The organism is Streptomyces sp. ERV7, assembly GCF_001653515.1.
GTDB lineage: Bacteria > Actinomycetota > Actinomycetes > Streptomycetales > Streptomycetaceae > Streptomyces.
Map to the genome: position 1 here is coordinate 594618 of NZ_LYOY01000051.1, position 24192 is coordinate 618809.

20 protein-coding genes are annotated in these 24192 nt (G+C 72.2%); 13 read left to right on the forward strand and 7 right to left on the reverse strand.

Features of this window, described 5'->3' with window-relative positions; translation table 11 throughout:
• Positions 1 to 172: 172 nt before the first annotated feature.
• Entirely contained in the window at positions 173 to 574 is a 402-nt protein-coding gene (locus tag A8W25_RS25550) for a DUF4190 domain-containing protein (protein ID WP_067165454.1), read from the reverse strand.
• A gap of 159 nt (positions 575 to 733) precedes the next feature.
• On the opposite strand from A8W25_RS25550, the gene A8W25_RS25555 reads away from it, so the two are divergent.
• From A8W25_RS25555 to A8W25_RS25570, 4 genes are all read left to right on the forward strand, one after another.
• Positions 734 to 2059 (forward strand): sensor histidine kinase, encoded by a 1326-nt coding sequence (locus A8W25_RS25555; protein WP_067165456.1) that lies wholly within the window; start codon positions 734 to 736, stop codon positions 2057 to 2059.
• A gap of 11 nt (positions 2060 to 2070) precedes the next feature.
• On the forward strand, positions 2071 to 2781 hold the full coding sequence (locus A8W25_RS25560) for a response regulator transcription factor (protein WP_067167198.1): 711 nt from the start codon (positions 2071 to 2073) through the stop codon (positions 2779 to 2781).
• Positions 2782 to 2897: 116 nt separating this feature from the next.
• Positions 2898 to 5072 (forward strand): TerD family protein, encoded by a 2175-nt coding sequence (locus tag A8W25_RS25565; RefSeq protein ID WP_067165458.1) that lies wholly within the window; start codon positions 2898 to 2900, stop codon positions 5070 to 5072.
• Positions 5073 to 5416: 344 nt separating this feature from the next.
• Entirely contained in the window at positions 5417 to 5737 is a 321-nt protein-coding gene (locus A8W25_RS25570; RefSeq protein ID WP_067165461.1) for a hypothetical protein, read from the forward strand.
• A gap of 135 nt (positions 5738 to 5872) precedes the next feature.
• Here the strand turns inward: A8W25_RS25570 and A8W25_RS25575 are convergent, their stop codons facing one another.
• A complete protein-coding gene (locus A8W25_RS25575) occupies positions 5873 to 6799 on the reverse strand; it encodes a LysR family transcriptional regulator (RefSeq protein WP_067167201.1) in 927 nt (308 codons plus the stop codon).
• 204 nt (positions 6800 to 7003) lie between these two features.
• Between A8W25_RS25575 and A8W25_RS25580 the strand changes: the two genes are divergently transcribed.
• The 4 genes from A8W25_RS25580 to argF all read left to right on the forward strand — a co-directional run bounded on the left by A8W25_RS25580 (position 7004) and on the right by argF (position 13614).
• The gene (locus A8W25_RS25580; RefSeq protein ID WP_067165464.1) at positions 7004 to 8470 is read left to right on the forward strand and encodes a 3' terminal RNA ribose 2'-O-methyltransferase Hen1; all 1467 of its coding nucleotides are present in this window, start codon (positions 7004 to 7006) and stop codon (positions 8468 to 8470) included.
• Positions 8467 to 11187 carry a polynucleotide kinase-phosphatase gene (locus A8W25_RS25585; protein WP_079126380.1) on the forward strand — a complete coding sequence of 907 codons (2721 nt, stop codon included), beginning with the start codon at positions 8467 to 8469 and terminating at the stop codon, positions 11185 to 11187. The genes A8W25_RS25580 and A8W25_RS25585 overlap by 4 nt, the downstream gene beginning before the upstream one ends.
• Before the next feature lie 100 nt (positions 11188 to 11287).
• Positions 11288 to 12520, forward strand: a complete 1233-nt coding sequence (locus A8W25_RS25590) for an arginine deiminase (RefSeq protein WP_067165467.1) — start codon at positions 11288 to 11290, stop codon at positions 12518 to 12520.
• A 62-nt stretch (positions 12521 to 12582) separates the two neighbouring features.
• Positions 12583 to 13614 (forward strand): ornithine carbamoyltransferase, encoded by a 1032-nt coding sequence (argF, locus tag A8W25_RS25595; RefSeq protein WP_067165469.1) that lies wholly within the window; start codon positions 12583 to 12585, stop codon positions 13612 to 13614.
• Here argF and A8W25_RS25600 read toward each other — a convergent pair.
• Complete coding sequence (locus A8W25_RS25600; RefSeq protein ID WP_067165472.1) at positions 13574 to 14035, reverse strand: ATP-binding protein; 462 nt, start codon at positions 14033 to 14035, stop codon at positions 13574 to 13576. The genes argF and A8W25_RS25600 overlap by 41 nt on opposite strands.
• Positions 14036 to 14368: 333 nt before the next feature.
• Here A8W25_RS25600 and A8W25_RS25605 point away from each other — a divergent pair, with 333 nt between their 5' ends.
• The 3 genes from A8W25_RS25605 (at position 14369) to A8W25_RS25615 (ending at position 18081) form a co-directional block, all read left to right on the forward strand.
• Positions 14369 to 15196 carry an enoyl-CoA hydratase family protein gene (locus A8W25_RS25605; RefSeq protein ID WP_067165474.1) on the forward strand — a complete coding sequence of 276 codons (828 nt, stop codon included), beginning with the start codon at positions 14369 to 14371 and terminating at the stop codon, positions 15194 to 15196.
• 3 nt (positions 15197 to 15199) lie between these two features.
• Positions 15200 to 17512, forward strand: coding sequence for a bifunctional salicylyl-CoA 5-hydroxylase/oxidoreductase (locus A8W25_RS25610; RefSeq protein WP_067165476.1), 2313 nt, complete (start codon positions 15200 to 15202; stop codon positions 17510 to 17512).
• Positions 17513 to 17625: 113 nt separating this feature from the next.
• Positions 17626 to 18081, forward strand: coding sequence for a tellurite resistance TerB family protein (locus tag A8W25_RS25615; protein WP_067165479.1), 456 nt, complete (start codon positions 17626 to 17628; stop codon positions 18079 to 18081).
• Positions 18082 to 18169: 88 nt separating this feature from the next.
• On the opposite strand, the gene A8W25_RS25620 is transcribed toward A8W25_RS25615, so the two are convergent.
• The 4 genes from A8W25_RS25620 to A8W25_RS25635 are packed head-to-tail and all read right to left on the reverse strand — an operon-like array spanning position 18170 to position 22152.
• Positions 18170 to 19141, reverse strand: coding sequence for a M56 family metallopeptidase (locus tag A8W25_RS25620; protein WP_067165481.1), 972 nt, complete (start codon positions 19139 to 19141; stop codon positions 18170 to 18172).
• Between the two features lie 4 nt (positions 19142 to 19145).
• Positions 19146 to 19532, reverse strand: a complete 387-nt coding sequence (locus A8W25_RS25625) for a BlaI/MecI/CopY family transcriptional regulator (protein ID WP_067165484.1) — start codon at positions 19530 to 19532, stop codon at positions 19146 to 19148.
• A 33-nt stretch (positions 19533 to 19565) separates the two neighbouring features.
• The gene (locus A8W25_RS25630) at positions 19566 to 20396 is read right to left on the reverse strand and encodes a PaaX family transcriptional regulator C-terminal domain-containing protein (RefSeq protein ID WP_067165487.1); all 831 of its coding nucleotides are present in this window, start codon (positions 20394 to 20396) and stop codon (positions 19566 to 19568) included.
• Positions 20397 to 20400: 4 nt separating this feature from the next.
• Positions 20401 to 22152, reverse strand: coding sequence for an AMP-binding protein (locus A8W25_RS25635; protein ID WP_079126381.1), 1752 nt, complete (start codon positions 22150 to 22152; stop codon positions 20401 to 20403).
• A 205-nt stretch (positions 22153 to 22357) separates the two neighbouring features.
• Between A8W25_RS25635 and A8W25_RS25640 the strand changes: the two genes are divergently transcribed.
• Together A8W25_RS25640 and A8W25_RS25645 are read left to right on the forward strand one after the other, a co-directional pair.
• Positions 22358 to 23467: an acyl-CoA dehydrogenase family protein gene (locus tag A8W25_RS25640; protein ID WP_067165490.1), complete on the forward strand. Its 1110-nt coding sequence runs from the start codon at positions 22358 to 22360 to the stop codon at positions 23465 to 23467.
• The gene (locus A8W25_RS25645) at positions 23464 to 23862 is read left to right on the forward strand and encodes a RidA family protein (protein WP_067165492.1); all 399 of its coding nucleotides are present in this window, start codon (positions 23464 to 23466) and stop codon (positions 23860 to 23862) included. Before A8W25_RS25640 ends, A8W25_RS25645 begins: the two co-directional genes overlap by 4 nt.
• The last annotated feature ends 330 nt before the right edge of the window (positions 23863 to 24192 follow it).

Consider the following 24192-nt stretch of genomic DNA (forward strand, 5'->3'; position numbering starts at 1 on the left):
CAGGGCGTGGCCCGGGCGGTCGACGAGTAGGTCCTGGCATGGGGAGGGCCTCTCTGCCGGGGCGCGCCGCAACGCCGGTGACCCCTCATTCTTCGAGCCCGCCCGGCGTGCGGGCATGCTGGCTGGTCCCTCCGGGTGAATGTGCTCGCGGGCCGGTTCGGCGGTGTGGGGGTCAGCCACCGGTGAACTGCTGGCGGACGCACTGCTTGTACTGCTGGAAGCTGCCGGGGTCGTAGCACTCCTGGGTCTTGTCGGCGTACCAGACCGTGAAGACGGCGACCAGCACCGCCACCACGATCGCGAGGGCCGACGTCACCACGGCGGTGACGGCCTTGCCCCGGCCGGTGCCGGTCCGCCTGCTCGTGGCCAGGGCGGTGATGCCCAGCACCAGACCGACGAGGCCGAGCAGTCCGCCGATGAACACGATCGACGTGCTCAAGGCGATGACGCCCAGCACCATGGCGGCCCCGGCCGGGCCGTTCCTGCCACCCGGAGGCCGCGTTCCGTAGCCGTGGCCGGGGGGACGGGGGTCCGTTTCAGCGGTCCGCTTCACGGCCGTGTGCGTGGGTGGCATCTGTCTCCTCCGAGGGGTCATCAGCGGTCCTTCCGCCGAACCGGCAGGACACGATCATGGTTCTCGGAGGCCTGGACGCGCATCGCGTGAAAGCGGGAAAAACCCCTCCCCCGATCGGGGGAGGGCGCCGGTGAGCTGCCCGGTCATACTGGGGCGATCATGATGAGGGGAATCCGGCCGCTGCTGCGCGGCTCCACGTATGCGGGCATGCTGTTGGCCTATTGCGGCGCGTTGGCGAGCCTTCCACTGCTGGCGTGCGCGCTGCTCGTCACACTGGTGTGGCCATCCGGTCCTTACGGGGCGCGGGCTGCCCTGGTCCTTGTGGTCTGGGCGGCGCTGATCGGCGCGGTGGGGCTGGCCCGCACCACACGGCGGGCGCTGATCGCGGTCGCCCGTCGACTGCTGGGGGTGCCGCTGCCGGACCCGGTCACCACACGTCGGCGGGCGAGCACGTCCGACACCGCGCCGACTCCTCCCGCGTCGGACCCCGCCTCGCCGCACCCGGTAGGTATATCCGGCCCCGACCGCTGGAGGACGCCCCTCTGGTTGTTGCTGCACGTGGCCCTCGGGTGGATGGGCGCGGTGGTGAGCGGTTTGCTGGTCATCGCGGGACTGACCCTCCCGGCGAGCGACTGGTTCCGCGCCGAGGCGGAGCTGAACCTGTTCGGCTGGTCGGCGCGCGCCGAGGGCGGCTGGCAGAGCTGGGTGGCGGCACTCGGCTGCCTGCTGTCGGCCGCGGCCGTCTGCGCGGTGGTCACGAGCACACTGCGGTGGCTGGCGCCCAGGCTGCTGGGTCCCTCGTCGGCCGAGCGGCTCGCGCTGGCGGCCGAGCGGGAGCTGAAGCTCGCCGAACGCAACCGGCTGGCCCACGAGTTGCACGACTCGATCGGACACACGCTGACGGCGACCACGATCCAGGCGGCCGTCGCGGGCGAGGTGCTCAGCGCGGACCCGGTCGCGGCGCGCGCCGCCCTGCGCAGCATCGAGGAGTCGACCCGTGCCGCGCTGGAGGACCTGGACTACGTACTGGGAGTGCTGCGCGAGCAGAAGGCGGAGACGGCGCCCACCCGGACCCTGGCCGACCTGCCCGAGCTGCTCGACCGTTTGCGGCACGCGGGCGCGGTGGTGGAACCGCAGCTGTCGGGCGACTTGACGCAGGTGCAGGGAACGCTGTCCCGGGCGGCGTACAGGATCCTGCAGGAGGGGCTGACCAACGCGTTGCGGCACGGGGCGGGCGGCCCGATCGAGATCCGCGTGGCGGCCGCCCCGGACGCGCTGGAGCTCAGCGTGGTCAACGGGACCGGGGCCGATACGCGTACGGGTACAGGAACAGGCAGACGCCCGGGTGCCTTCCCCACGTCCGGGCACGGTCTGCCCGGGCTGGCCGAGCGGGTGCGGCTGCTGCACGGCGAGATCGAGGCCGGCCCGGACGGGCCGCGGCACTGGAAGCTGGCGGTCCGGCTGCCGGTACGGTTGTCCGCATGATCGCCTCCGACATGAGCGCCGCCGGCACGACCAACCCGGGGGCGAGCGCGGTCCCCGGCAGCGGCGCCCCCGTCACCCTCCTGATCGCGGACGACGACGAGGTGACCCGCAGCGGTCTGCGCACCCTGCTCGCGGCACAGCCGGGGATCGCGGTGGTGGGGGAGGCCGCCGACGGCGTCGAGGCGGTCGATCAGGCGCGCACACTGCGGCCCGACGTGGTCCTGATGGACGTACGGATGCCGCGGCGCAACGGACTTGAGGCCACCCGGCAGCTGCTGACCGAGTCGGCCGAACCGCCGAAGGTCGTGGTGATCACCACCTTCGAGAACGACGACTACGTCACCGCCGCGCTCGGCGCGGGAGCCAGTGGGTTCGTGCTCAAGCGGTTCCCGGTCCGGCAGATCGCGGAGGCGGTACGGGTGGTGGCGGCGGGGGAGACGATCCTCTTCCCCGCGGCACTGCGCCGGATGGTCACCGCCCGCCCGCTGGGCTCCGCCGAGGCGTTGCCGAAGGCGGCGCTCACGGGGCGGGAGGAGGAGGTGCTGCGGCAGATGGCCACCGGCCTGTCCAACCCGGAGATCGCCGAGGCGCTCAGGGTGAGCCTGGAGACGGTGAAGACGCACGTGGGGAACGTACTGACCAAGCTCGGTGCGCAGAACCGGACCCACGCCGTGGTGATCGCGTACGAGTCCGGACTGGTGGTGCCGGGGTTCGCCGCCTGACACCTCCTGATCCGGCCGTTGGCAGACCACGCCGTTTGGGGACGGGATACCGCCGCTGCCCGGGGCGTTCGAAAACCCGAGTGCATCGGTTCGTACGGCTCTGGGATCATTCCCGGATGGTCCACCGTTTCGAACCCCTGGTCATCCGGCACACCCACCGCCTTCCCGCCCCCGACGGGCCCGCAGGACAAGGCGGGGTCGCGGCGCGGCAGTTCGACGCCGCGCTGATGTCGGTGGGATTCACACTCTCGGCGCGGTTGCTCGGTCATCTGTCGGAGCTGTCCGAGGGGACGGTCGTCGACACCGCCGTACGGACGCTGGACACGGTCCGCGCGATGGTCGGCGACCACGTCGAGCACAACGCCTACTTCATCGACTTCCCGGCCAACGTGCCGGACACGGTGGACTTCTGGGCCCAGTGCGTCAGCGACGCGCTCGCCGACGAGGCCTCGCGCGAGAGCACGCTCGCCCAGCTGAGCACGGGCGTCCTCGACCTGCTGACCCTGCCGACGTACGGCCGCCACCAGCACACATACGCCCAGATGCTCGCCGTACAGGACGAGTTGATCGCCGCGGCCGGTGACCGGCTGACCGTCCTGCACCTGGGCGGCACCCTGAACGACGAAGTCACCGCCCTCTACCTGGCGCTGGCCGGGAGCACCACGCCGCTGGGCGACGAGGGGCTGCTCGACCTGGCCGCACTCGCCGGGCAGTGCGCGGACGGGCCGCAGCCCGAGGAGATCCCGGTCCGGGAGAACCGTGCCGTCGTCAACCGCGCCCGGCTGGCGACCGGTTCGGGCCTGCTGGTGGACACCGTCACCGATGTGCTCCGGCTGGCCTGCGCGCTGTCGGACGGTGACGTGACCCTTGTGGAGCCGACCCGGTTCCGGTCGCCGTCCCGCGCGGTGCGGCGCGCCCTGCTCGCGGGCCTCGACACGGTCGTCGCGGCGTCCCCGGCCAAGCTCGCCGACGTGGGAGCGCACCGAGAGGCGTTCAAGCGGCTGGGCGAGCGGCTGCACGCGCACGAGTACGCGGCGCGCTGGCCGCACGCCGCCGACGTGTTCGCCGTCGCCCGGGGAGAGAAGGAGGCCCGCTCCCTCGACAGCCGTGTGGCGGAGCTGCTCGGCGCGCGCGACGTCACCGGGGCGACGCGGCTGCTGGAGTCCGCTCCGGGCAAGCTGTTCCGCGCACTGGACCATCTGCTGCGGGCGTGTGTCACTCAGGAGGAGCGCGACGCGGTGGCGGACGCCGCCGAACGGGTCGCCCCGCAGGTGTCCGGCCGGGTCGTCCTGTCGATGCGTGAGCACCTCCACAACCGCGCACAGCAGGGCGACGCGCGCCGTGTCTTCGTCAACCGGCTCGGCCGTGCCTGGGTGAGCGCCGACACCCGCCCGCCCGTGCCCGCGGCCGAGCGCGAACGGCTGATGGACGCCCTGGACACCGAGCTGCGCCGCCGACTGCCCGACCCCGGCCACCTGCTGATCGCCCCCGACGTCCTCGACGTCGCGCTGCCGCTCAGCGGCAGGGCGACGTCGGCCGGCCTCGGTGTGCTGCCCCGCGGCTCGCTCTCCCCGGTCGACGGCGAGCTGCTGCGGTTCTTCGTCCACTGGAAGCAGACGAGCCACAGCACCGACTTCGACCTGTCGGCGCTGATGCTGGACGCCTCGTACGAGACCGTGGCCTGGCTGTCGTACACCGCGCTCACCGAGCTCGAGGGCGAGCACTCCGGAGACATCACCGACGCGGCCGAGGGCGCCTCGGAGTTCATCAACCTGCGCCTGGGCGCGGTGCGCGGCACCTATGTCGTCCCGCAGGTCAACATCTTCTCGGGGGAGGGGTTCGAGGAGGTCGAGGAGTCGTTCTTCGGCTTCATGCTGCGCGACGCCGAGCAGAAGGGCCGCCCCTTCGAGCCGCGCACGGTCCGGATGAAGTCCGAGCTGCGCGGCCCGGGCCGGGTCGCGCTGCCGCTGGCGTTCGTACGCGGGGAGGACGGCCGCTGGCGGGCCAAGTGGTTGCACCTGTACCTCAAGGGCAGCCCGAACTCCAACCGGGTGGAGGGCAACCGGGTCTCGGTCGCCGTCCTGCTGCGCGGCCTGGTCGAGCGCGAGTACCTCACGGTCCGCTACCTCACCGGCCTGATGGCCGACCGGGCGACGGCCACCACGCTGTGGGACGGTGTGTCGGTTCCGGACGGCCCCGTCACGTACATCGGCATGGAACGCCCCGAAGGGCTGCACCCCGACTCGCGCGTCCTCACACCGGGAAATCTGCGCGACCTGATCCCCGCGTGACTGCTACTGTTGGCCGGGCGAGGCCATGAACGGACTTCCTTCTCACACTCCAATGAAATAGTCCCTTCGCTTTCCTCGCCTTCGACATCGCGCCGGGGTGCCTGTGGCACCCCGGCGCTGTCATGTCCGGAGATGGCCTGCGTACCGCCGGAGTTGACCTCCTCGCGGTGCTACCGCGGTGGGTCTACGGGAAACTCAACCCCGCGTTGGACGACCGCCCGCGAGGTGCTTTGTAGCTTCGTTGTCGACCGCGACGCCCGAGACCGGGACTGCCCCCCCCGGCCGACAGGGTGTGGCATGACCGTCGAAACGGGAGGAACCAAGTGCGTCTACGTGGAGCGGTGTTGTCGGTCGCGACGGCGCTGGCCGTCGCTGCCCCTGTGGCACCGGCGGTGGCGGCCGGCCCGGCGAGTCCACCGGCTGTTCAGGCCGGCGTCCAGGCCCTGAAGTGTCACACGAACTGGCAGAACAGCACCTCGGCCAACGTGTGGTGTGACGGGCACGGCCCGGCCCGGTACGGAGCCAGCATTCTCTGCAAGAAGGGCTCCCTGCAGAAGCAGCTCAACTACGGCCCCGGACCGTGGCAGGGCGACCGCCGAGGCATCAGCATGTACTGCCCCGACGGTGGCTTCAAGCGTGTGAAGCAGTGGGGCTGGCCGGGCTAGTAGGCCGGGGCACGACGCGCCGGTGGGACAGCGTTTCGCTGTCCCACCGGCTTTCGTGTGAGCGGGCGGCCGGTGCTGCCATGACACCCGGGGGCCGCTTCCGTGGGGGAATCCGATGGCGCTTGGCGCTGACGACTACGCCCACGCCGGTGTCCACGTCCCGGTGTCGGTGTGGGCGGCTCGCCGGGCGCGCAGGTGGTCGCGGAGTGCGGTGAGTGCCGGGTGCGGGTTGTCGCGGTGCCAGATCAGTGAGTGCGGGTAGACCGGGGCCGGGTCCCGCAGGGCGATGCGGCGCAGACCGTGGTCGGCGGGCCAGACGAGGCGGGTCTGCTCGCCGACCAGGGTCGCCAGTGACCGGGAGTCGGCGATGGTGTCCAGGAGGGGCTCGGTGCCGAAGTCGGGGCCGGTGACCTCGATGGTGAGGGCGAACGCGGCGGCGAGGGCGTCGTAGTAGGCGGCCCACTCGGTGCCCGCCACGATGCCGGGCATCCAGATCCGGTGTCCGACGAGCTCGGCGGGTGTGACCGCGCGGGCGGAGGCGAGCTCGTGGGCCGGTCCGGTGAGAAGCTGGAGGGGCTCGTCGTGGACCCGGGCGACCTCGATGCCGTCGGGGAGCCGTCGGCCGGGCATCGTCACGGCGCGGAAGGACGCGTCGATCGTGCCGGACCGGATGGCCTCGACGGCCGCGTCGGCGTCGAAGAGCGTCACGACATCGAGCTCGGCCTCGGGGTGCGCCCGGTGGAAGTCGCCCAGCAGGGCGGCCGGGGCGAGCCGTCGGCCGATCACATCGACGCGCAGCGCGCGGCTGCCGGGCCGCACCGAGGCGACCGCCCGCTCCTCGGCCCGCAGCAGGTCGCGGGCGTGGGGCAGGAACGCCTGGCCGTCGATCGTGAGCTTCGCTCCGCGTGCGCCGCGCGTGAACAGCCGTACGCCGAGGGTCTTCTCCAGCGTGGCGATGCGCTTGGAGACGGCCTGCTGGGTGACGGACAGTTCGGCGGCGGCATCCTGGAAGCGCCCCGCGTCCGCGGCGGCCACGAAGGTGCGCACAGCGTCGAGGTCCATGCCGGTCATCGTATGCGTACAACCGCTGGTTGTGTGGTCGTGGCCGACCGGTTGTTTGATCTCGCCGTATCCCACTCGCTTTGATACCGGTGGTCAGCGAGTGGGTTCGGCCCGTACACAGCCGAAAGGCCGACCCCACCGCCCCGCCCCCCGGCGGGAGAAAATGCCTGGTAGGAGCCGCCCAAACCGGGTGATACTCGATGCGTGTTCCTGACAATCACCACGACCGGTACCCCTGAACGCCCCGCCACCGACCTCGGCTTCCTGCTGCACAAGCATCCCGGGAAGGCGCAGGCGTTCTCCACCTCGCACGGCACCGCGCACGTCCTCTACCCCGAGGCGACCGCCGAGCGCTGCACGGCCGCGTTGCTCTTGGAGGTGGACCCGGTCGCGCTGGTACGGCGGGGCAAGGGCAAGGGCCGTGGTGGAGCGCCCGATTCCGCGCTGGCGCAGTACGTCAACGACCGCCCGTACGCGGCGTCGTCGTTGATGTCCGTGGCGCTGAGCACCGTCTTCAAGAGTGCTCTGCGTGGTGTGTGCAACGCGCTGCCGGAGCGGGCCGAGGCGCCCTTGCCGCTGCGGATCGAGGTGCCGGCGCTGCCCGCGCGCGGCGGTGCCGACCTGGTGCACAAGCTGTTCGGGCCGCTGGGCTGGGCCTCGGTCTCGGCGGAGCCCGTCGTGCTGGACGAGGAGTTCCCGGAGTGGGGCGAGTCCCGTTACGTACGGCTCGTACTGGAAGGGGAGCTGAGGCTCGCCGACGCGCTGCGGCAGCTGTACGTACTGCTGCCGGTGCTCGACGACGCCAAGCACTACTGGGTCGCGCCCGACGAGGTCGACAAGTTGCTGCGCGCCGGTGACGGTTGGCTGGCCGAGCATCCCGAGCAGAAGTTGATCACCAGCCGCTATCTGTCCCGTCGCTGGGGGCTGACCCGGCAGGCGATGGAGCGCCTCGAACTGGTGCGGCTGGCCGAGGCCGATGACATCGCGGTCGAGGCCCTCGACAACGCGGTGGACGAGACGACCGACACCGAGGAGCGGCCCGTGCCGCTGGCCGTGCAGCGGCGTGAGGCGATCCTGTCGGCGCTGACCGCCGCCGGGGCGAGCCGGGTCCTCGATCTGGGCTGCGGCCAGGGCCAGTTGGTGCAAGAGCTGCTCAAGGACGTCCGGTTCACCGAGATCGTGGGTCTGGACGTCTCGATGCGCGCGCTGACGATCGCCGCGCGGCGGCTGCGCCTGGAGCGGATGGGTGAGCGGCAGTCCGGGCGGATCGCTCTGATGCAGGGCTCGCTCGCGTACACGGACAAGCGGCTCAAGGGGTACGACGCGGCGGTGCTCAGCGAGGTGATCGAGCACCTCGACCTGCCGAGGCTGCCCGCGCTCGAGTACGCGGTGTTCGGCGCGGCGCGCCCGCGCACGGTGATCGTGACGACGCCGAACGTCGAGTACAACGTGCGCTGGGAGTCGCTCCCGGCCGGGCATGTGCGCCACGGCGACCACCGGTTCGAGTGGACGCGCACGGAGTTCCGCGACTGGGCGGCTTCGGTGGCCGAACGGCACGGGTACGGGGTCGAGTTCGTGCCCGTGGGGCCGGACGACGCCGAGGTGGGTCCGCCCACCCAGATGGCCGTTTTCGAGATGACCACGACCGCGAAGGAGGCGAACGCCGCATGAGCGCCGAGAACGAAACCGAGAACCCCACCGACACCGGGGCCGGTACCAGTATCACAGCCAGCACCAGCACCAGCACCAGTACGAGTGCCGGAACGGACACGGACACGGACACGGACACGGATGCGGATACGGACACAGAAACCGGTACCGGCGCGTCCGCCCCGACCCGCAGGCGCGCGCTCGCCGTCCCCGACCTGTCGCTCGTCGTCCTCGTAGGCGCCACCGGATCGGGCAAGTCCACTTTTGCGCGTCGGCATTTCAAGCCCACCGAGGTCATCTCGTCCGACTTCTGCCGCGGTCTGGTGGCCGACGACGAGAACGACCAGAGCGCCAGCCGCGAGGCGTTCGACGTGCTCCACTACATCGCGGGCAAGCGGCTCGCGGCCGGGCGGCTGACCGTCATCGACGCCACCAGCGTGCAGGTGGAGAGCCGCCGACAGCTGGTGCAGCTGGCCCGGGAGCACGATGTGCTGCCGGTGGCCATCGTCCTGGATCTGCCCGAGGAGGTCTGCGCCGCCCGCAACGAGGCCAGGCCCGACCGCGCCGGCATGCCCCGCCAGGTCATCGCGAGGCACCGCCGTGAGCTGCGGCGTTCGCTGCGCGGCCTGGAGCGCGAGGGGTTCCGCAAGGTTCATGTGCTGCGCTCCGAGGCGGAGGTGGACAGCGTCGAGATCACGATCGAGCGACGCTACAACGACCTCACCCACCTCTCCGGCCCCTTCGACATCATCGGTGACATCCACGGCTGCCGCTCCGAGCTGGAGACGCTGCTGACCGAGCTGGGTTACGTGGACGGGGCACATCCCGAGGGCCGTACGGCGGTCTTCGTTGGTGACCTCGTCGACCGGGGCCCGGACAGCCCGGGTGTGTTGCGGCGCGTGATGAAAATGGTGGCCGACGGTAACGCTCTGTGTGTTCCCGGGAACCATGAGAACAAGCTCGGACGTTATCTGGGTGGCAAGAAGGTCCAGCGCACCCATGGACTGGCGGAAACCATCGAGCAGTTGGACAGGGAGGACGATGGATTCAAGGAACAGGTGAAGGAGTTCATCGACGGGCTCGTCAGCCACTATGTGCTCGACGGCGGCAAGCTGGTCGTCTGTCACGCGGGTCTGCCCGAGAAGTACCACGGGCGCACGTCGGGGCGTGTCCGCTCACACGCGCTGTACGGGGAGACGACCGGCGAGACCGACGAGTTCGGCCTGCCCGTGCGCTACCCGTGGGCCGAGGACTACCGGGGTCGCGCGGCGGTCGTCTACGGCCACACACCCGTCCCGAACACCTCGTGGATCAACAACACCATCTGCCTGGACACGGGTGCGGTGTTCGGCGGAAACATGACCGCGCTGCGCTGGCCGGAGCGCGAGCTCGTCGACGTGCCTGCCGAGAGGGTCTGGTACGAGCCGGTCCGTCCGCTGGCCACCGAGGCGCCCGGTGGCCATGACGGACGCCCGCTCGACCTCGCCGATGTGCACGGCCGCCGGGTCGTCGAGACCCGGCAGCTGGGCAATGTGGCGGTGCGTGAGGAGAACGCGGCGGCCGCGCTCGAAGTCATGAGCCGTTTCGCCGTCGACCCGCGGCTGCTCGCGTATCTGCCGCCGACGATGGCGCCGACGGCGACCTCGCGCGGGGCGGCCCGTGGCAGCGGCGGTGACGAGCCCTTCCTGGAGCATCCGGCGGAGGCGTTCGCGCAGTACGCGGCGGACGGTGTCGGGCGGGTCGTGTGCGAGGAGAAGCACATGGGCTCGCGGGCGGTGGCCCTGGTGTGCCGTGACGCCGAGGCGGCGCGGGAGCGGTTCGGGGTGGAGGGGCCGACGGGCGCTCTGCACACCCGCACCGGTCGCCCGTTCTTCGACGACGCGGCTGTCACCGAGGAGATCCTCGGCCGGCTGCGGGCGGCCGTGTCGGCGGCCGGGCTGTGGGACGAGCTCGGTACGGACTGGCTGCTGTTCGACGCCGAGCTGATGCCGTGGTCGCTGAAGGCCTCGGGGCTGCTGCGTTCGCAGTACGCGGCGGTGGGTGCCGCGTCCGGGGCGGTGTTCCCGGGTGCGCTCGGGGCGCTGGAGGCAGCGGCGGCGCGCGGTGTCGAGGTGGCGGGGCTGCTGGGGCGTCAGCGCGAGCGGGCGCGGGACGCCGCGGCGTTCACCGACGCGTACCGGCGGTACTGCTGGACCACGGACGGCCTGGAGGGGGTGCGGCTCGCTCCCTTCCAGCTTCTGGCCGCCCGGGGGCGCAGCCTGGCCGCGGTGCCGCACGACGAGCAGCTGGCGTGGCTGGACCGGCTGGTCGAGCACGACCCGACGGGTCTGCTCCAGGTCACCCGGCGCCTGGTCGTCGACACCGGCGACGAGGCGTCCGTGCGGGCCGGTGTCGACTGGTGGCTGGAGCTGACCGGCGCGGGCGGCGAGGGCATGGTGGTCAAGCCGCTCCAGGCGCTGGCCCGGGACGGCAGGGGGAGGCTGGTGCAGCCGGGCATCAAGGTGCGCGGACGCGAGTATCTGCGGATCATCTACGGTCCGGAGTACCTGCGCCCGGAGAACCTGGAGCGGCTGCGGCAGCGCTCGCTCGGGCACAAGCGCTCGCTGGCCCTGCGGGAGTACGCGCTGGGTCTGGAGGCGCTGGACCGGCTGGCGGCGGGGGAGCCGCTGTGGCGTGTCCACGAGGCGGTCTTCGCGGTCCTGGCCCTGGAGTCGGAGCCGGTGGACCCCAGGCTGTGACACCGGTGGGGCGGAGCCGTGCGGCTTCCGCCCCACCGGGCCGGGGCGGAAGCCGCCGGTTCGCCGGGTGAGCGGGCTGTGGGCGGGACAGGATGGGGGCATGGGATTCCATGTCGACTCCGAGACCGGGCGGCTGCGCCGCGTCATCCTGCACCGGCCCGATCTGGAGCTGAAGCGGCTCACTCCGAGCAACAAGGACGCTCTCCTCTTCGACGACGTGCTCTGGGTGCGCCGGGCCCGCCAGGAACATGACGGCTTCGCGGACGTGCTGCGCGACCGCGGGGTGGAGGTGCACCTCTTCGGCGATCTGCTGCGCGAGTCGCTGGCGATCCCGCAGGCGAGACGGCTGGTGCTGGACCGGGTCTTCGACGAGAAGGAGTACGGGCCGCTGGCCACCGGGCATCTGCGCGAGGTCTTCGACGAGCTGTCGGCCGCCGAGCTCGCGGAGGCCCTGGTGGGCGGGATGACCAAGCGGGAGTTCCTGGAGCGTCACGCGGAGCCGGTGTCCGTCCGGTTCCACGCGATGGACCTGGACGACTTCCTGCTCGGCCCGCTGCCCAACCATCTGTTCACCCGTGACACCTCCGCCTGGATCTACGACGGGGTGTCCATCAACGCGATGCGCTGGCCCGCCCGGCAGCGCGAGACGGTCCACTTCGAGGCGATCTACCGCCACCATCCGCTCTTCGCCGGTCCCGAGGCCGGGCGGTTCCACACCTGGTCGAAGGGGCAGAGCGACTATCCCTCGACCATCGAGGGCGGCGATGTGCTGGTGATCGGCAATGGCGCGGTGCTCATCGGGATGAGCGAGCGGACGACCCCGCAGGCCGTGGAGATGCTGGCGCGCGGGCTGTTCGCGGCCGGTTCCGCACGGACGATCGTGGCGCTGGACATGCCCAAGCGCAGGGCGTTCATGCACCTCGATACGGTGATGACGATGGTCGACGGAGAAACCTTCACTCAGTACGCCGGGCTCGGCATGCTCCGCTCGTACACGATCGAGCAGGGCGCCGGTGAGCAGGAGCTGAAGGTGACGGACCACCCTCCGGAGCACATGCACCGGGCCATGGCGGCCGCCCTGGGACTCGACGGGATCCGGGTGCTGATGGCCACCCAGGACGTGCACTCGGCGGAGCGCGAGCAGTGGGACGACGGCTGCAACGTGCTGGCGGTGGAGCCGGGCGTGGTGGTGGCGTACGAGCGCAATGTCACCACCAACACGCATCTGCGCAAGCAGGGCATCGAGGTGATCGAGATCCCCGGCAGCGAGCTGGGTCGGGGGCGGGGCGGGCCGCGGTGCATGAGCTGTCCCGTGGAACGCGATGCCGTATAGTGATGCGTTCAATCGCATAGACTTACAGTGTTCCCGCCTTCCGTCACCCAGGAGCAGCCACCATGGCGACAGACCTCGCAGGCCGCCACTTCCTCAAGGAGCTGGACTTCACCGCCGAGGAGTTCCGCGCTCTGGTGGACCTCGCCGCCGAGCTCAAGGCCGCCAAGAAGGCGGGCACCGAGGTCCAGCGGCTGCGCGGGCGGAACATCGCGTTGATCTTCGAGAAGCCGTCGACGCGTACGAGGTGCTCCTTCGAGGTGGCGGCCGCCGACCAGGGTGCCTCCACGACATATATCGACCCGGCGGGCTCGCACATCGGCAAGAAGGAGTCGGCGCGGGACACCGCACGGGTTCTCGGGCGGATGTTCGACGCGATCCAGTTCCGCGGGGACGCCCAGGAGACGGCCGACACCCTCGCCGCGCACGCGGGCGTGCCGGTCTACAACGGTCTCACCGACGCCTGGCACCCCACCCAGATGCTCGCGGACGTCCTCACCATGACCGAGCACACCGACAAGCCCCTGGAGCGGACGGCTTTCGCCTATCTGGGTGACGCCCGCTACAACATGGGCAACTCCTACCTGGTCACGGGCGCGCTGCTGGGCATGGACGTACGGATTGTGGCGCCCCGGGCGTACTGGCCGGCCGACGACGTGGTCGCACTCGCGCACCGGGCCGCCGAGCGCAGCGGGGCCCGGGTCACCCTCACCGAGGACATCGCGGAAGGCGTGGCGGGCGCGGACTTCGTCGCCACCGACGTCTGGGTGTCGATGGGCGAGCCCAAGGAGATCTGGGCCGAGCGGATCAAGGCGCTGGCGCCCTATGCCGTGACCATGGACGTCCTGCGTGCCACCGGCAACGCGGACGTCAAGTTCCTGCACTGCCTGCCGGCCTTCCACGACCTCGGCACGGCGGTCGCCCGCGAGATCCACGAGCAGTACGGGCTGGCCGAGCTGGAGGTCACCGACGAGGTCTTCGAGTCCGCGCACTCGGTGGTCTTCGACGAGGCCGAGAACCGCCTGCACACCATCAAGGCGGTCATGGTCGCGACGCTTACGGGAGCTCTGGCAGGGGCGGACGCGCCGGGAGCGTGAACCACACCGCCTTGCCGTGCGCGGTGGGGCGGTGGCCGCAGTCCGAGCTCAGGGTGCGGATCAGCAGCAGACCCCGGCCGTGCTCCTGCCATGGATCGGGCTCGCCGACGGGTTCCGGGGCGCCCAGGTCGCCCGGCGGCAGCGGGGAGCGGTCGTGGACCTCGACCTGGCAGCCCGAGTCGAGCAGCTCGACGACCAGCTCGATGGGCTCGTCGTCGGCGGTGTGCTCGACGGCGTTGGCCACCAGCTCGGCGGTGAGCAACTCGGCGGTGTCGCTGTCGGCGGGCGCGTCGATGTCCGCGAGAGCGGTGCGGATCAGCGCGCGGGCTATGGGGACGGCGGCGTTGGTGTGGGGGAGCGGGATACGCCAGGAGGTCGGGGCGCCGGCCGGGTCGCGGGCGGCGCCGGAGGGGTCGGGCACGGGGTTTCCGTTCGGTCGCGTGGAGGCGTCCGGGGCGCGGGGGGACGCGCGGGGCGCTACTACTCCCTTCAACCTTACGAACCGGGGCAAGGGGCTGGACAGAGTCCCCTGGCCGGCGGGGAGAGGGACGTGCGCCGCGCCGCGCAGGGCCCTTCGCCCCGCCCTTCGTCCCGGCGTCACCCGTCTTCGCCCGGCGGCGCCCAGCGCCCCGTGCCCCGGCGTACGTCGCCGTCCGCGCGCCCTCTCCGTATAGCGCACTCGTGACGACAGTCACGCATGAGTGATACCTTCGAGGTGCAGGCAGCTTTCAGCCCGCTGAGGAGGCCGCACTCCATGAGCCCGTTCCCCAGCTCCGCACCCCGCACCGAAAACTGGCGCCACCTGCGGCTTTCCCTGCAGGACGGGGTGGCCACCGTCACCTTGGCCCGCCCCGAGAAGCTGAACGCGCTCACCTTCGGGGCCTACGCCGACCTCCGCGATCTGCTCGCCGAGCTCTCCCGCGAGCGGGCCGTCCGCGCCCTGGTGCTGGCGGGCGAGGGGCGCGGCTTCTGCTCCGGCGGTGACGTCGACGAGATCATCGGCGCCACGCTCTCCCTGGACACCGCCCAGCTGCTCGACTTCAACCGGATGACCGGCCAGGTCGTCCGGGCCGTACGGGAATGCCCCTTCCCGGTGATCGCGGCGCTCCACGGGGTCGCGGCCGGCGCCGGCGCGGTCCTCGCGCTGGCCGCCGACTTCCGTATCGCCGACCCCTCCACCCGGTTCTCCTTCCTGTTCACCAAGGTCGGTCTGTCCGGTGGCGACATGGGCGCGGCCTATCTGCTGCCGCGCGTCGTCGGGCTCGGCCACGCCACCCGGCTGCTGATGCTCGGCGAGCCGGTCCGCGCCCCCGAGGCCGAACGGATCGGTCTGCTCAGCGAGCTCACCGAAGAAGGGCAGGCCGACGCGCGCGCCGCCGAACTCGCCCGCCACCTCGCCGCCGGGCCCGCCCTCGCGTACGCGCAGACCAAGGCGCTGCTCACCGCCGAACTCGACATGCCGCTCGCCGCCGCCGTCGAACTCGACGCGGCCACCCAGGCCCTGCTGATGAACGGGCAGGACTACGCCGAGTTCCATGCCGCCTTCACCGAGAAGCGGCCCCCGAAATGGCAGGGGCGCTGAGCCGTGCCCGGGCCCCGGGGCAGCGGCGCGGCCCCCGCCGAGCGGCCGCAGCGGATCGCGGTGATCGGCGGCGGCCCCGGCGGGCTGTACGCCGCCGCACTGCTCAAACGGCTCCGCCCCGAACGTGAGATCACCGTCTGGGAGCGCAACGCCCCCGACAACACCTTCGGCTTCGGAGTCGTCCTCTCCGACGAGACGCTCGGCGGGATCGAGCACGCCGACCCCGTGGTGTACGAGGCGCTGAAGGCCGAGTTCGTCCGGTGGGACGACATCGACATCGTCCACCGCGGCCGCACCCTCACCTCCGGCGGGCACGGCTTCGCCGCGCTCGGCCGGCGCAGGCTCCTGGAGATCCTGCACCAGCGCTGCCGCGCACTCGGCGTACAGCTGCGCTTGCGCACCGAAGCGCCGCCCGCCGCCGAACTCGCCACCGGATACGACCTGGTCATCGCGGCCGACGGCGTGCGCAGCGCCACCCGCGAGACGCATGCCGCCCACTTCGTGCCGCGCGTCACCGGCCACCGCTGCCGCTACATCTGGCTGGCCGCCGACTTCGCCTTCGACTCCTTCCGCTTCGAGATCGCCGAGACCGAGCACGGCGTGATGCAACTGCACGGCTATCCGTTCGCCGCCGACTCCTCCACCGTCATCGTCGAGATGCGCGAAGAGGTCTGGCGGGCGGCCGGGTTCGACGAGCTCGACGAGCAGGGCTCGGTCGACCGCTGCGCCAAGATCTTCGCGGACGCCCTGGGAAACCGGCCGCTACGGAGCAACAACTCCTCCTGGACCGTCTTCCGTACCGTCGTCAACGCGCACTGGTCGTACGGCAACACCGTGCTGCTCGGCGACGCCGCCCACACCGCGCACTTCTCCATCGGCTCCGGCACCAAGCTCGCCGTCGAGGACGCGCTCGCCCTGGCCGCCTGCGTCGAGGAGCAGCCGACCCTCGCGGACGCCCTCGCCGCGTACGAACGGGAGCGCAGGCCCGTCGTCGAGTCCACCCAGCGCGCGGCCGCCGCCAGCCTGCGCTGGTTCGAGGAGCTGGCGCTCTACCTCGACCAGCCGCCCCGGCAGTTCGCCTTCAACCTGCTCACCCGCAGCCGCCGGGTCACCCACGACAACCTGCGGCTGCGCGACCCCGGCTTCACCGGCGCCGTCGAGCGCGACTTCCCCTGCTCCTCCGGCACACCCGCGATGTTCACCCCCTTCCGGCTGCGCGGGCTCGAACTGCGCAACCGTGTCGTCGTCTCTCCCATGGACATGTACAGCGCCATCGACGGCCTGCCCGGAGACTTCCACCTCGTCCACCTCGGCGCCCGGGCCCTCGGTGGCGCGGGCCTGGTCATGACCGAGATGGTGTGCGTGAGCGCGGAGGGCCGCATCACTCCCGGGTGCACCGGTCTCTACACCCCCGAGCAGGCGGCGGCCTGGCGCCGGGTCACCGACTTCGTGCACCGGCAGGCCCCCGGCACCGCCATCGGCGTCCAGCTCGGCCACTCCGGGCGCAAGGGCTCGACCAAGCTGATGTGGGAAGGCATCGACGAGCCGCTCGACGACGGCAACTGGCCCCTCGCCGCCCCCTCACCGCTGCCCTACCGGCCCGGTGTCAACCAGGTCCCGCACGCGCTCGACCGCACGGGGCTGACCGACATCCGCGAGCAGTTCGCCGCGGCGGCCTGGCGGGCCGCCCGCTGCGACTTCGACCTGCTAGAACTCCACTGCGCCCACGGCTACTTGCTCTCCGGATTCCTCTCCCCTCTCACCAACCAACGCACGGACTCCTACGGTGGTTCCCTCGCCAACAGGCTGCGTTTCCCGCTGGAGGTGTTCGACACGCTGCGGGGCATCTGGCCGCACGACCGGCCGATGACCGTCCGTATCTCCGCGACCGACTGGGCGCCGGGCGGCACCACCGCCGAGGAGTCCGTCGAGATCGCCCGCGCCTTCGTCGCGCACGGCGCCGACGCCATCGACGTGTCCACCGGGCAGGTCGTCGCGGACGAGCGGCCCGAGTTCGGCCGCTCTTACCAGACCCCGTACGCCGACCGCATCCGCAACACGCTCGGCGTGCCCGTCATCGCGGTCGGGGCGATCTCGTCCTGGGACGACGTGAACTCGCTGCTGCTCGCGGGCCGGGCCGACCTCTGCGCCCTCGCCCGGCCCCATCTCTACGATCCGCACTGGACCCTGCACGCGGCCGCCGAGCAGGGCTACTCGGGACCCGGGGCGCCCTGGCCGGCGCCGTACCGGGCGGGCAGCCGCAGGCCTCCGACCGGACGCACGGACGCGCCCAAGCCACGCCTCACCCTGAAGTGAGCCGCGGCTCACAGTGAATGACAGAGGAAATGGCACAGCGTGGGAACCATTCGGCCCGCCCGTCAGTTTCTACAGCGTTGTAGAAGTGACTATCGAGACCAGATGGAGACCTCATGGCCCTGTGGGACCGCTTCAAGGAGTCCGCGTCGACCATGCAGACGCAGCTGCTCGCCAAGAAGAACGACCTGAAGAGCGGCGCGTTCCGGGATGCGAGCATGGCGATGTGCGCCCTGGTCGCCGCGGCCGACGGCACCGTGGACCCGTCCGAGCGGCGCCGTGTCGCGCAGCTCATCTCCACCAACGAGGTGCTGCAGAACTTCCCGGCCGACGACCTCCAGCGCCGCTTCGACGACTATCTGGACAAGCTCACCGCCGACTTCGACTTCGGCAAGGTCAGTGTGTTGCAGGAGGTCGCCAAGGCGAAGAAGAAGCCCGCCGAGGCACGCGCGGTGATCCAGATAGGCATCGTCATCGGCGGCGCCGACGGCGACTTCGACAAGACGGAGCAGGCCGTCGTGCGCGAGGCCTGCTACGCGCTGGGCCTGGCGCCGTCCGAATTCGACCTGTAGGAGCGGCTGTTCGCCGAGCGGGGCCGCCCGCCCGGGCGGCCCGTCACCGCACGGTCGTCACCCGTACGGTCGCGCGCGGTGCGGTCGTTCACAGTACGGTCGCGGCCTTCAGCACCGTGAAGAGCGTCACGGTCGCGTTCGCCGACGCCAGCGCCGAGGCCGCCGCGCCGCCCGCGGCGGTCCACAGCGCGAGCCCGGCCGCCGTCCACGCGGGCGGCAGCGCTGGTGCCGCAGGCACCGGGCCGAGCAGCGCCGCCACCCGGCGCGGCACCGGCCCGGCCACCGCGAACCCCGCCAGTGCGGTCGCCGCGCCCCGGCCCGTCGCCGCCGGGCGCGACACCAGTGCGGCCTTGCCGATGGCCCGGGCCACCGTCCTGCGGTCACCCACCGCCCGCGCCGCGTCCTCGTCCGCCCAGCGCTCCGCGGTGTACGCCACGGCGGTGCGCAGCGGGCGCAGAAACGGGTTGGCGCGCGCCGCGAGCCCCGCCACCAGGAGGAAGCGGTGGTGGCCCGCCGTCAGATGCGCCTCCTCGTGCGCGATCAGCGCCTGCCGCTCGCGCGCGTCGAGGCTCTCCAGCATCGCGCGCGACACGACGATCCGCCCGCGCGCCCCGGCCGTACCGCGCCCGCCCGGCAGCGCGTACGCATAGGCCCGGGCGTCGTCCGGCAGCACGGCCAGCCTGCCCTCGGAGGCGGGCAGCCCGGCCAGTGCCCGGGCCGCGCGTGTGCGCACCCGCCGGTGCAGCCACACCAGGTGCGCGCACGCCCCGGCGACCGTAACCAGGAGCGGGATCGCCGCCCGGCCCACCACCTCGTCGTACGGCAGCACCGCCCGCACCTCGGGGTCGGCCCACGCGTCGGGCAGCGGATTGCCCGGCAACTGCGCCGTGCCCACCACCATCAGCAGCATCAGGCACAGCGTGCTGCACACGGCGAGGACGCCGCCGACCGCCGCGAGCAGCCAGGTCGCCGCGCGGGGATGCAGCTGCTGCTCGGCCAGCCGGGCGATCGGCCAGGCGGTCAGCGGCAGGACGAGCGGCAGAAAGACGAACACACCCACCGCGTCAGTCCCCGGTCTCCGCCTCGGCGCCGTCGAGGAGCGTACGCAGCAGCCGCTCGTCGTCGGGCGAGAGGGCGGTGACGAAGCTGGCCAGCACCGCGCCCCGGTCCGGTTCGCCGTCCAGCACCTTGCGCATCCGCAGCGCGGCGAGCCCGGCCTCGTCGGCCGGCGTCCACACGAAGGAGCGCCCCGCGCGCTCCCGGGTCACCGACTGCTTGGCGTGCAGCCGCGACAGGATGGTCACGACGGTGGTGTACGCGAGCGCTCCGCCGATCCGCTCCCGCACCCAGCCGGCGGTCACCGGCCCCGCCGCGTTCCGCAGCTCCGCCAGGACCTGGGCCTCCAGCTCGCCCTGCCCCCGTCTGCGGGCGCGCCTGTCCTCATCCGTCACTTCGTCATCCTACTGAGGGGGCGGGCGCCTCCGTCAGGCCTCGCCCTCCCGCCGTACGAACCCCGCCCCCGCGTCCCGCAGCCGGGCGTGCAGCCGGCGGAACACCTCGGCGGAGCGCTCGCCCGGCCAGTCGGGCGGCAGCAGGGCGGAGGGCAGGCCCGGGTCCGCGTACGGCAGCCGGCGCCAGGAGTCCAGGGCGAGCAGATAGTCCCGGTAGGCATCCTCGGGCGACACCTCGGCCGGCGACTGGGTCCGCGCCTCCCAGGCCCGCAGCGCCGGCTCGTGCAGCCCCAGGAACTCGTCGTGCTGCTTGGCGATCGCCGTCAGGTCCCACCACCGGGCGACCGCCTCGGCCGTCGGCGCGAAGCCCAGGTGCTCGCCCCGGAACAGGTCGACGTACGGGGCGAGTTGGAGCCGTTCCAGGGTGTGCCGCGTCTCGTCGTACAGCCGCGCCGGGGCGATCCACACGCCGGGCGCCGCCGTGCCGAAGCCGAGCCCCGCGAGCCGGGAGCGCAGCACATGGCGCTTGTTGCGCTCCGACTCGGGGACCGAGAAGACGGCCAGGACCCAGCCGTCACGCGCGCGTGGCCGCGCGTGCGGGTAGATACGGCGGTCGCCGTCGTCGAGGAGCTGGCGCGCGTCGGCGGACAGCGCGTACCCGGCGGCGCCGCTCGCGGTGCGCTCGGGCACCAGGAGTCCGCGCCGTTTGAGCCGGGAGACCGACGACCGTACGGAGGGCGCGTCCACGCCCACGGCGGCGAGCAGGCGGATGAGCTCGGCGACCGCGAGGGAGCCGGCCGTCTCGCGCCCGTACGCGCCGTAGAGGGTGACGATCAGGGATCGGGGGGTGTGCTGCTCGGCCACGTGATCACTCTAGGGCCCGCAGCCGGAAGCGCTGCAGCTTGCCGGTCGGCGTCCGGGGGAGGGCGTCCAGGAAGACGACCTCGCGCGGGCACTTGTACGGGGCGAGTTCGGCCTTCACATGGTCGCGCAGCAGCCCGGCCGTGGCCTCGCCGCCCACCATCCCGTCGCGCAGTACGCAGTACGCGACGACGACCTGTCCGCGCGCCTCGTCGGGGCGGCCGATCACGGCGGTCTCCACGACGTCGGGGTGGCGCATCAGGGCGTCCTCCACCTCCGGGCCCGCGCCCACCATCCCGTCGCGCAGTACGCAGTACGCGACGACGACCTGTCCGCGCGCCTCGTCGGGGCGGCCGATCACGGCGGTCTCCACGACGTCGGGGTGGCGCATCAGGGCGTCCTCCACCTCCGGGCCCGCGATGTTGTACCCGGCCGAGATGATCATGTCGTCGGCGCGGGCGACATAGCGGAAGTAGCCGTCGGGCTCGCGCACATAGGTGTCGCCGGTGAGGTTCCATCCCCCTTGGACGTACTCCGACTGGCGGGGGTCGGCCAGATAGCGGCAGCCGACCGGACCGCGCACCGCGAGCAGACCGGGCTCGCCGTCCGCCACCGGCTGACCCGAGGCGTCGACCACGCGCGCGTGCCAGCCGGGCACCGGCTTGCCCGTGGCGCCCGGTCTGATCTCGTCGTCCGCCGCCGAGATGAAGATGTGCAGCAGCTCGGTGGCGCCGATGCCGTTGATGATGCGCAGGCCGGTGCGCTCGTGCCAGGCGCGCCAGGTCGCGGCGGGCAGGTTCTCCCCGGCCGACACACAGCGCCGCAGCGCCCCCACGTCGTACCCGTCGAGCTCCTCCAGCATCGCCCGGTAGGCGGTCGGCGCGGTGAACAGGACGGAGACCCGGTGCCGGGCGAGCGCGGGCAGCAGCTGCTTGGGGCCCGCCTGTTCGAGCAGCAGCGAGGAGGCGCCCGCCCGCATCGGGAAGATCACCAGGCCGCCGAGGCCGAAGGTGAAGCCGAGCGGCGGGCTGCCCGCGAAGACGTCGTCGGGCCGGGGGCGCAGCACATGCCGGGCGAAGGTGTCCGCGATGGCCAGCACGTCCCGGTGGAAGTGCATACAGCCCTTGGGGCGGCCGGTGGTGCCCGAGGTGAACGCGATCAGGGCGACGTCGTCCGCCGCCGTCGCCACGGCCGTGAACGGCTCCCTGGCCGTGGGCGCGTCGGCCAGGCGCAGCAGGTCGTCGGCCGTGCCGCCGCCGTACGGGGTGATGCGCAGCCCCGGCACAGCCGCCTTCTCCAGGTCCTCCAGCGAGCGCGCGTCGCACAGGGCGTGCCCGATCCGGCCCAGCTCGCAGATGGTGGCGAGCTCGTGCGGCCGCTGCTGGGCGAGTACGGTGACGGCCACCGCGCCCGCCTTCATCACCGCCAGCCAGCAGGCGGCCAGCCACGGCGTGGTGGACCCGCGCAGCAGCACCCGGTTGCCGGGGACCACACCGAGCCCGGTGGTGAGTGCGTGGGCGATCCGGTCGACCCGGGTGCGCAGCTCGCCGTACGTCCACGGGGCGTCCTGCGTCGTGCGGAAGACGGGACGGTCCGCGCCGAACCGCTCGATCGTGCGGTCCAGGAGCTCGGCGCCGCAGTTGAGCCGCTCGGGATAGCGCAGCTCAGGGAGGTCGAAGACCAGTTCCGGCCACTGATCGGCGGGCGGCAGATGGTCGCGGGAAAACGTGTCGGCATGCGCTGAGGTCTTCAGCTCCATACGGGATCGCCCCCTTGTCGCATCTGGAGCGTATCGTTTGGATGACGGCAGTCAACGGTTCGCGATAAGAGCAGGTTCAACGAGTCGGGCCCACAGGTCGGTTCGGACGTCGGGTTCATGACTCGTCCGGCTCGGGATCCGGGAGTCGGTGGACGGAACACGGCGGGTGCACAGCGAGACTGGACGCGACACGAGAGGGGCCGCCATGCCCGCATTCGCGCTGGAGCCGGAGCAGCGGGAGTGGTGCGCGCGACTGCGCGCCACCGCCGCGGAACAGCTGCGTCCTCTTGCGGACAAGGGTGACCCGGGACGCGTGAACCGGCCACTCGTCGCCGCCCTCGGCGAGCTCGGCCTCCTGGAGCGGCTGTTCACCTCGGGCGCGCTCGACCTCTGTCTGATGCGCGAGGCGCTGGCGTACGCGTGCACCGAGGCGGAGACCGCGCTCGCCCTCCAGGGGCTCGGCGCCCGCCCCGTCGCCGCGCACGGCACCGAGGCGCAGCGCACCCGCTGGCTGCCCGAGGTCACCTCGGGGCGGGCCGTGGCGGCCTTCGCGCTGAGCGAGCCGGACGCGGGATCCGACGCGGCCGCCCTCGCCCTCAAGGCCGAGCCGGGCGACGGCGGCTGGCGCCTCAGCGGTGAGAAGTGCTGGATCTCCAACGCCCCCGAGGCCGACTTCTGCACCGTGTTCGCCCGGACCACCGAGGGCGCCGGGGCGCGCGGCGTCACCGCCTTCCTGGTCCCCGCCGACCGGCCGGGGCTGAGCGGCACCGCCCTCGACATGCTCTCCCCGCACCCGGTCGGGACGCTCGTCTTCGACGGGGTGTGCGTCGGCCCCGGCGACGTCCTGGGCGAGCCCGACCGGGGCTTTCGCGTCGCCATGGGCACGCTGAACCTGTTCCGGCCGAGCGTCGGCGCCTTCGCGGTCGGCATGGCGCAGGCGGCCCTTGACGCGACCGTCGCGCACACCGCGCGCCGCACCGCGTTCGGCGGCCCGCTCAAGGACCTCCAGGCGGTCGCCCACCAGGTCGCCGAGATGGCGACCCGCACCGAGGCGGCGCGCCTGCTGGTCTACGCGGCGGCCGCCGCGTACGACAGGGGGGAGCCGGAGGTCCCCAAGTGCGCGGCGATGGCGAAGCTGCTCGCCACGGAGACCGCGCAGTACGTGGTCGACGCGGCCGTCCAGCTGCACGGCGCGCGGGCGCTGCGCCGGGGTCATCTGCTCGAACACCTCTACCGCGAGGTGCGCGCGCCGCGGATCTACGAGGGCGCGACCGAGGTGCAGCGCACGATCATCGCGAAGGAGCTGTACCGATGAGCCTCCACCGGGTGAACCCCGCCGAGCTGTCCCCGCCCACCGGTTTCAGTCACGCCGTCACCGCCACCGGCAGCCGGCTGGTCTTCCTCGCCGGGCAGACCGCGCTCGACGCCGACGGCAAGGTGGTGGGAGAGACGCTGCCCGAGCAGTTCCGGACCGCGCTCACCAACCTCCTCGCCGCGCTCGCCGCGGCCGGGGGCACTCCGGCGGATCTGGCCCGGGTCACCGTCTACACCACGGACGTCGCCGAGTACCGCGCCCAGGCCCATGAACTCGGCCTCGTCTGGCGCCGGCTGGCCGGACGCGACTACCCGGCGATGGCGGTGATCGGCGTGGTGCGGCTGTGGGACGAGCAGGCACGCGTGGAGCTGGACGGGTTCGCGGTGCTGGACTGACGGCGGCCGGCAGCCATCGGGGGACGGCCCTTGACCGACAGCCCCTGGCCGACAGTCGTCGGCGCAAAGACAACTACGGGCAAATCCCGGCTGATCGTTAGCAACTGACCCACCCCGAAGTGACGGCCGGGGAAATAGGGGCTGCACAAGTCTTGTCAGTGCAATTTCACATTACTATGTTACAGCTCACAGCTGCGGCCCAATCAGTTCCCCAAGTGCCGTACGGAGCAGGGTAATTCGCCCCTTTTCTTTCGGGACGGTTTCGCCGCACCCCCGCTCCAGGGGCCGCAGCCGCACCACGCGCATCCCCGCACCGCCGCGCCACCCCCC

Coding starts and splice junctions, on each gene's coding strand:
- A8W25_RS25605 (WP_067165474.1), top strand. CDS start 14,369: ATGAGCCCGTTCCCCAGCTCCGCACCCCGCACCGAAAACTGGCGCCAC.
- A8W25_RS25585 (WP_079126380.1), top strand. CDS start 8,467: ATGAGCGCCGAGAACGAAACCGAGAACCCCACCGACACCGGGGCCGGT.
- A8W25_RS25615 (WP_067165479.1), top strand. CDS start 17,626: ATGGCCCTGTGGGACCGCTTCAAGGAGTCCGCGTCGACCATGCAGACG.
- A8W25_RS25575 (WP_067167201.1), bottom strand. CDS start 6,799: ATGGACCTCGACGCTGTGCGCACCTTCGTGGCCGCCGCGGACGCGGGG.
- A8W25_RS25550 (WP_067165454.1), bottom strand. CDS start 574: ATGCCACCCACGCACACGGCCGTGAAGCGGACCGCTGAAACGGACCCC.
- argF (WP_067165469.1), top strand. CDS start 12,583: ATGGCGACAGACCTCGCAGGCCGCCACTTCCTCAAGGAGCTGGACTTC.
- A8W25_RS25590 (WP_067165467.1), top strand. CDS start 11,288: ATGGGATTCCATGTCGACTCCGAGACCGGGCGGCTGCGCCGCGTCATC.
- A8W25_RS25560 (WP_067167198.1), top strand. CDS start 2,071: ATGAGCGCCGCCGGCACGACCAACCCGGGGGCGAGCGCGGTCCCCGGC.
- A8W25_RS25645 (WP_067165492.1), top strand. CDS start 23,464: ATGAGCCTCCACCGGGTGAACCCCGCCGAGCTGTCCCCGCCCACCGGT.
- A8W25_RS25565 (WP_067165458.1), top strand. CDS start 2,898: ATGGTCCACCGTTTCGAACCCCTGGTCATCCGGCACACCCACCGCCTT.
- A8W25_RS25635 (WP_079126381.1), bottom strand. CDS start 22,152: ATGGAGCTGAAGACCTCAGCGCATGCCGACACGTTTTCCCGCGACCAT.
- A8W25_RS25640 (WP_067165490.1), top strand. CDS start 22,358: ATGCCCGCATTCGCGCTGGAGCCGGAGCAGCGGGAGTGGTGCGCGCGA.
- A8W25_RS25555 (WP_067165456.1), top strand. CDS start 734: ATGATGAGGGGAATCCGGCCGCTGCTGCGCGGCTCCACGTATGCGGGC.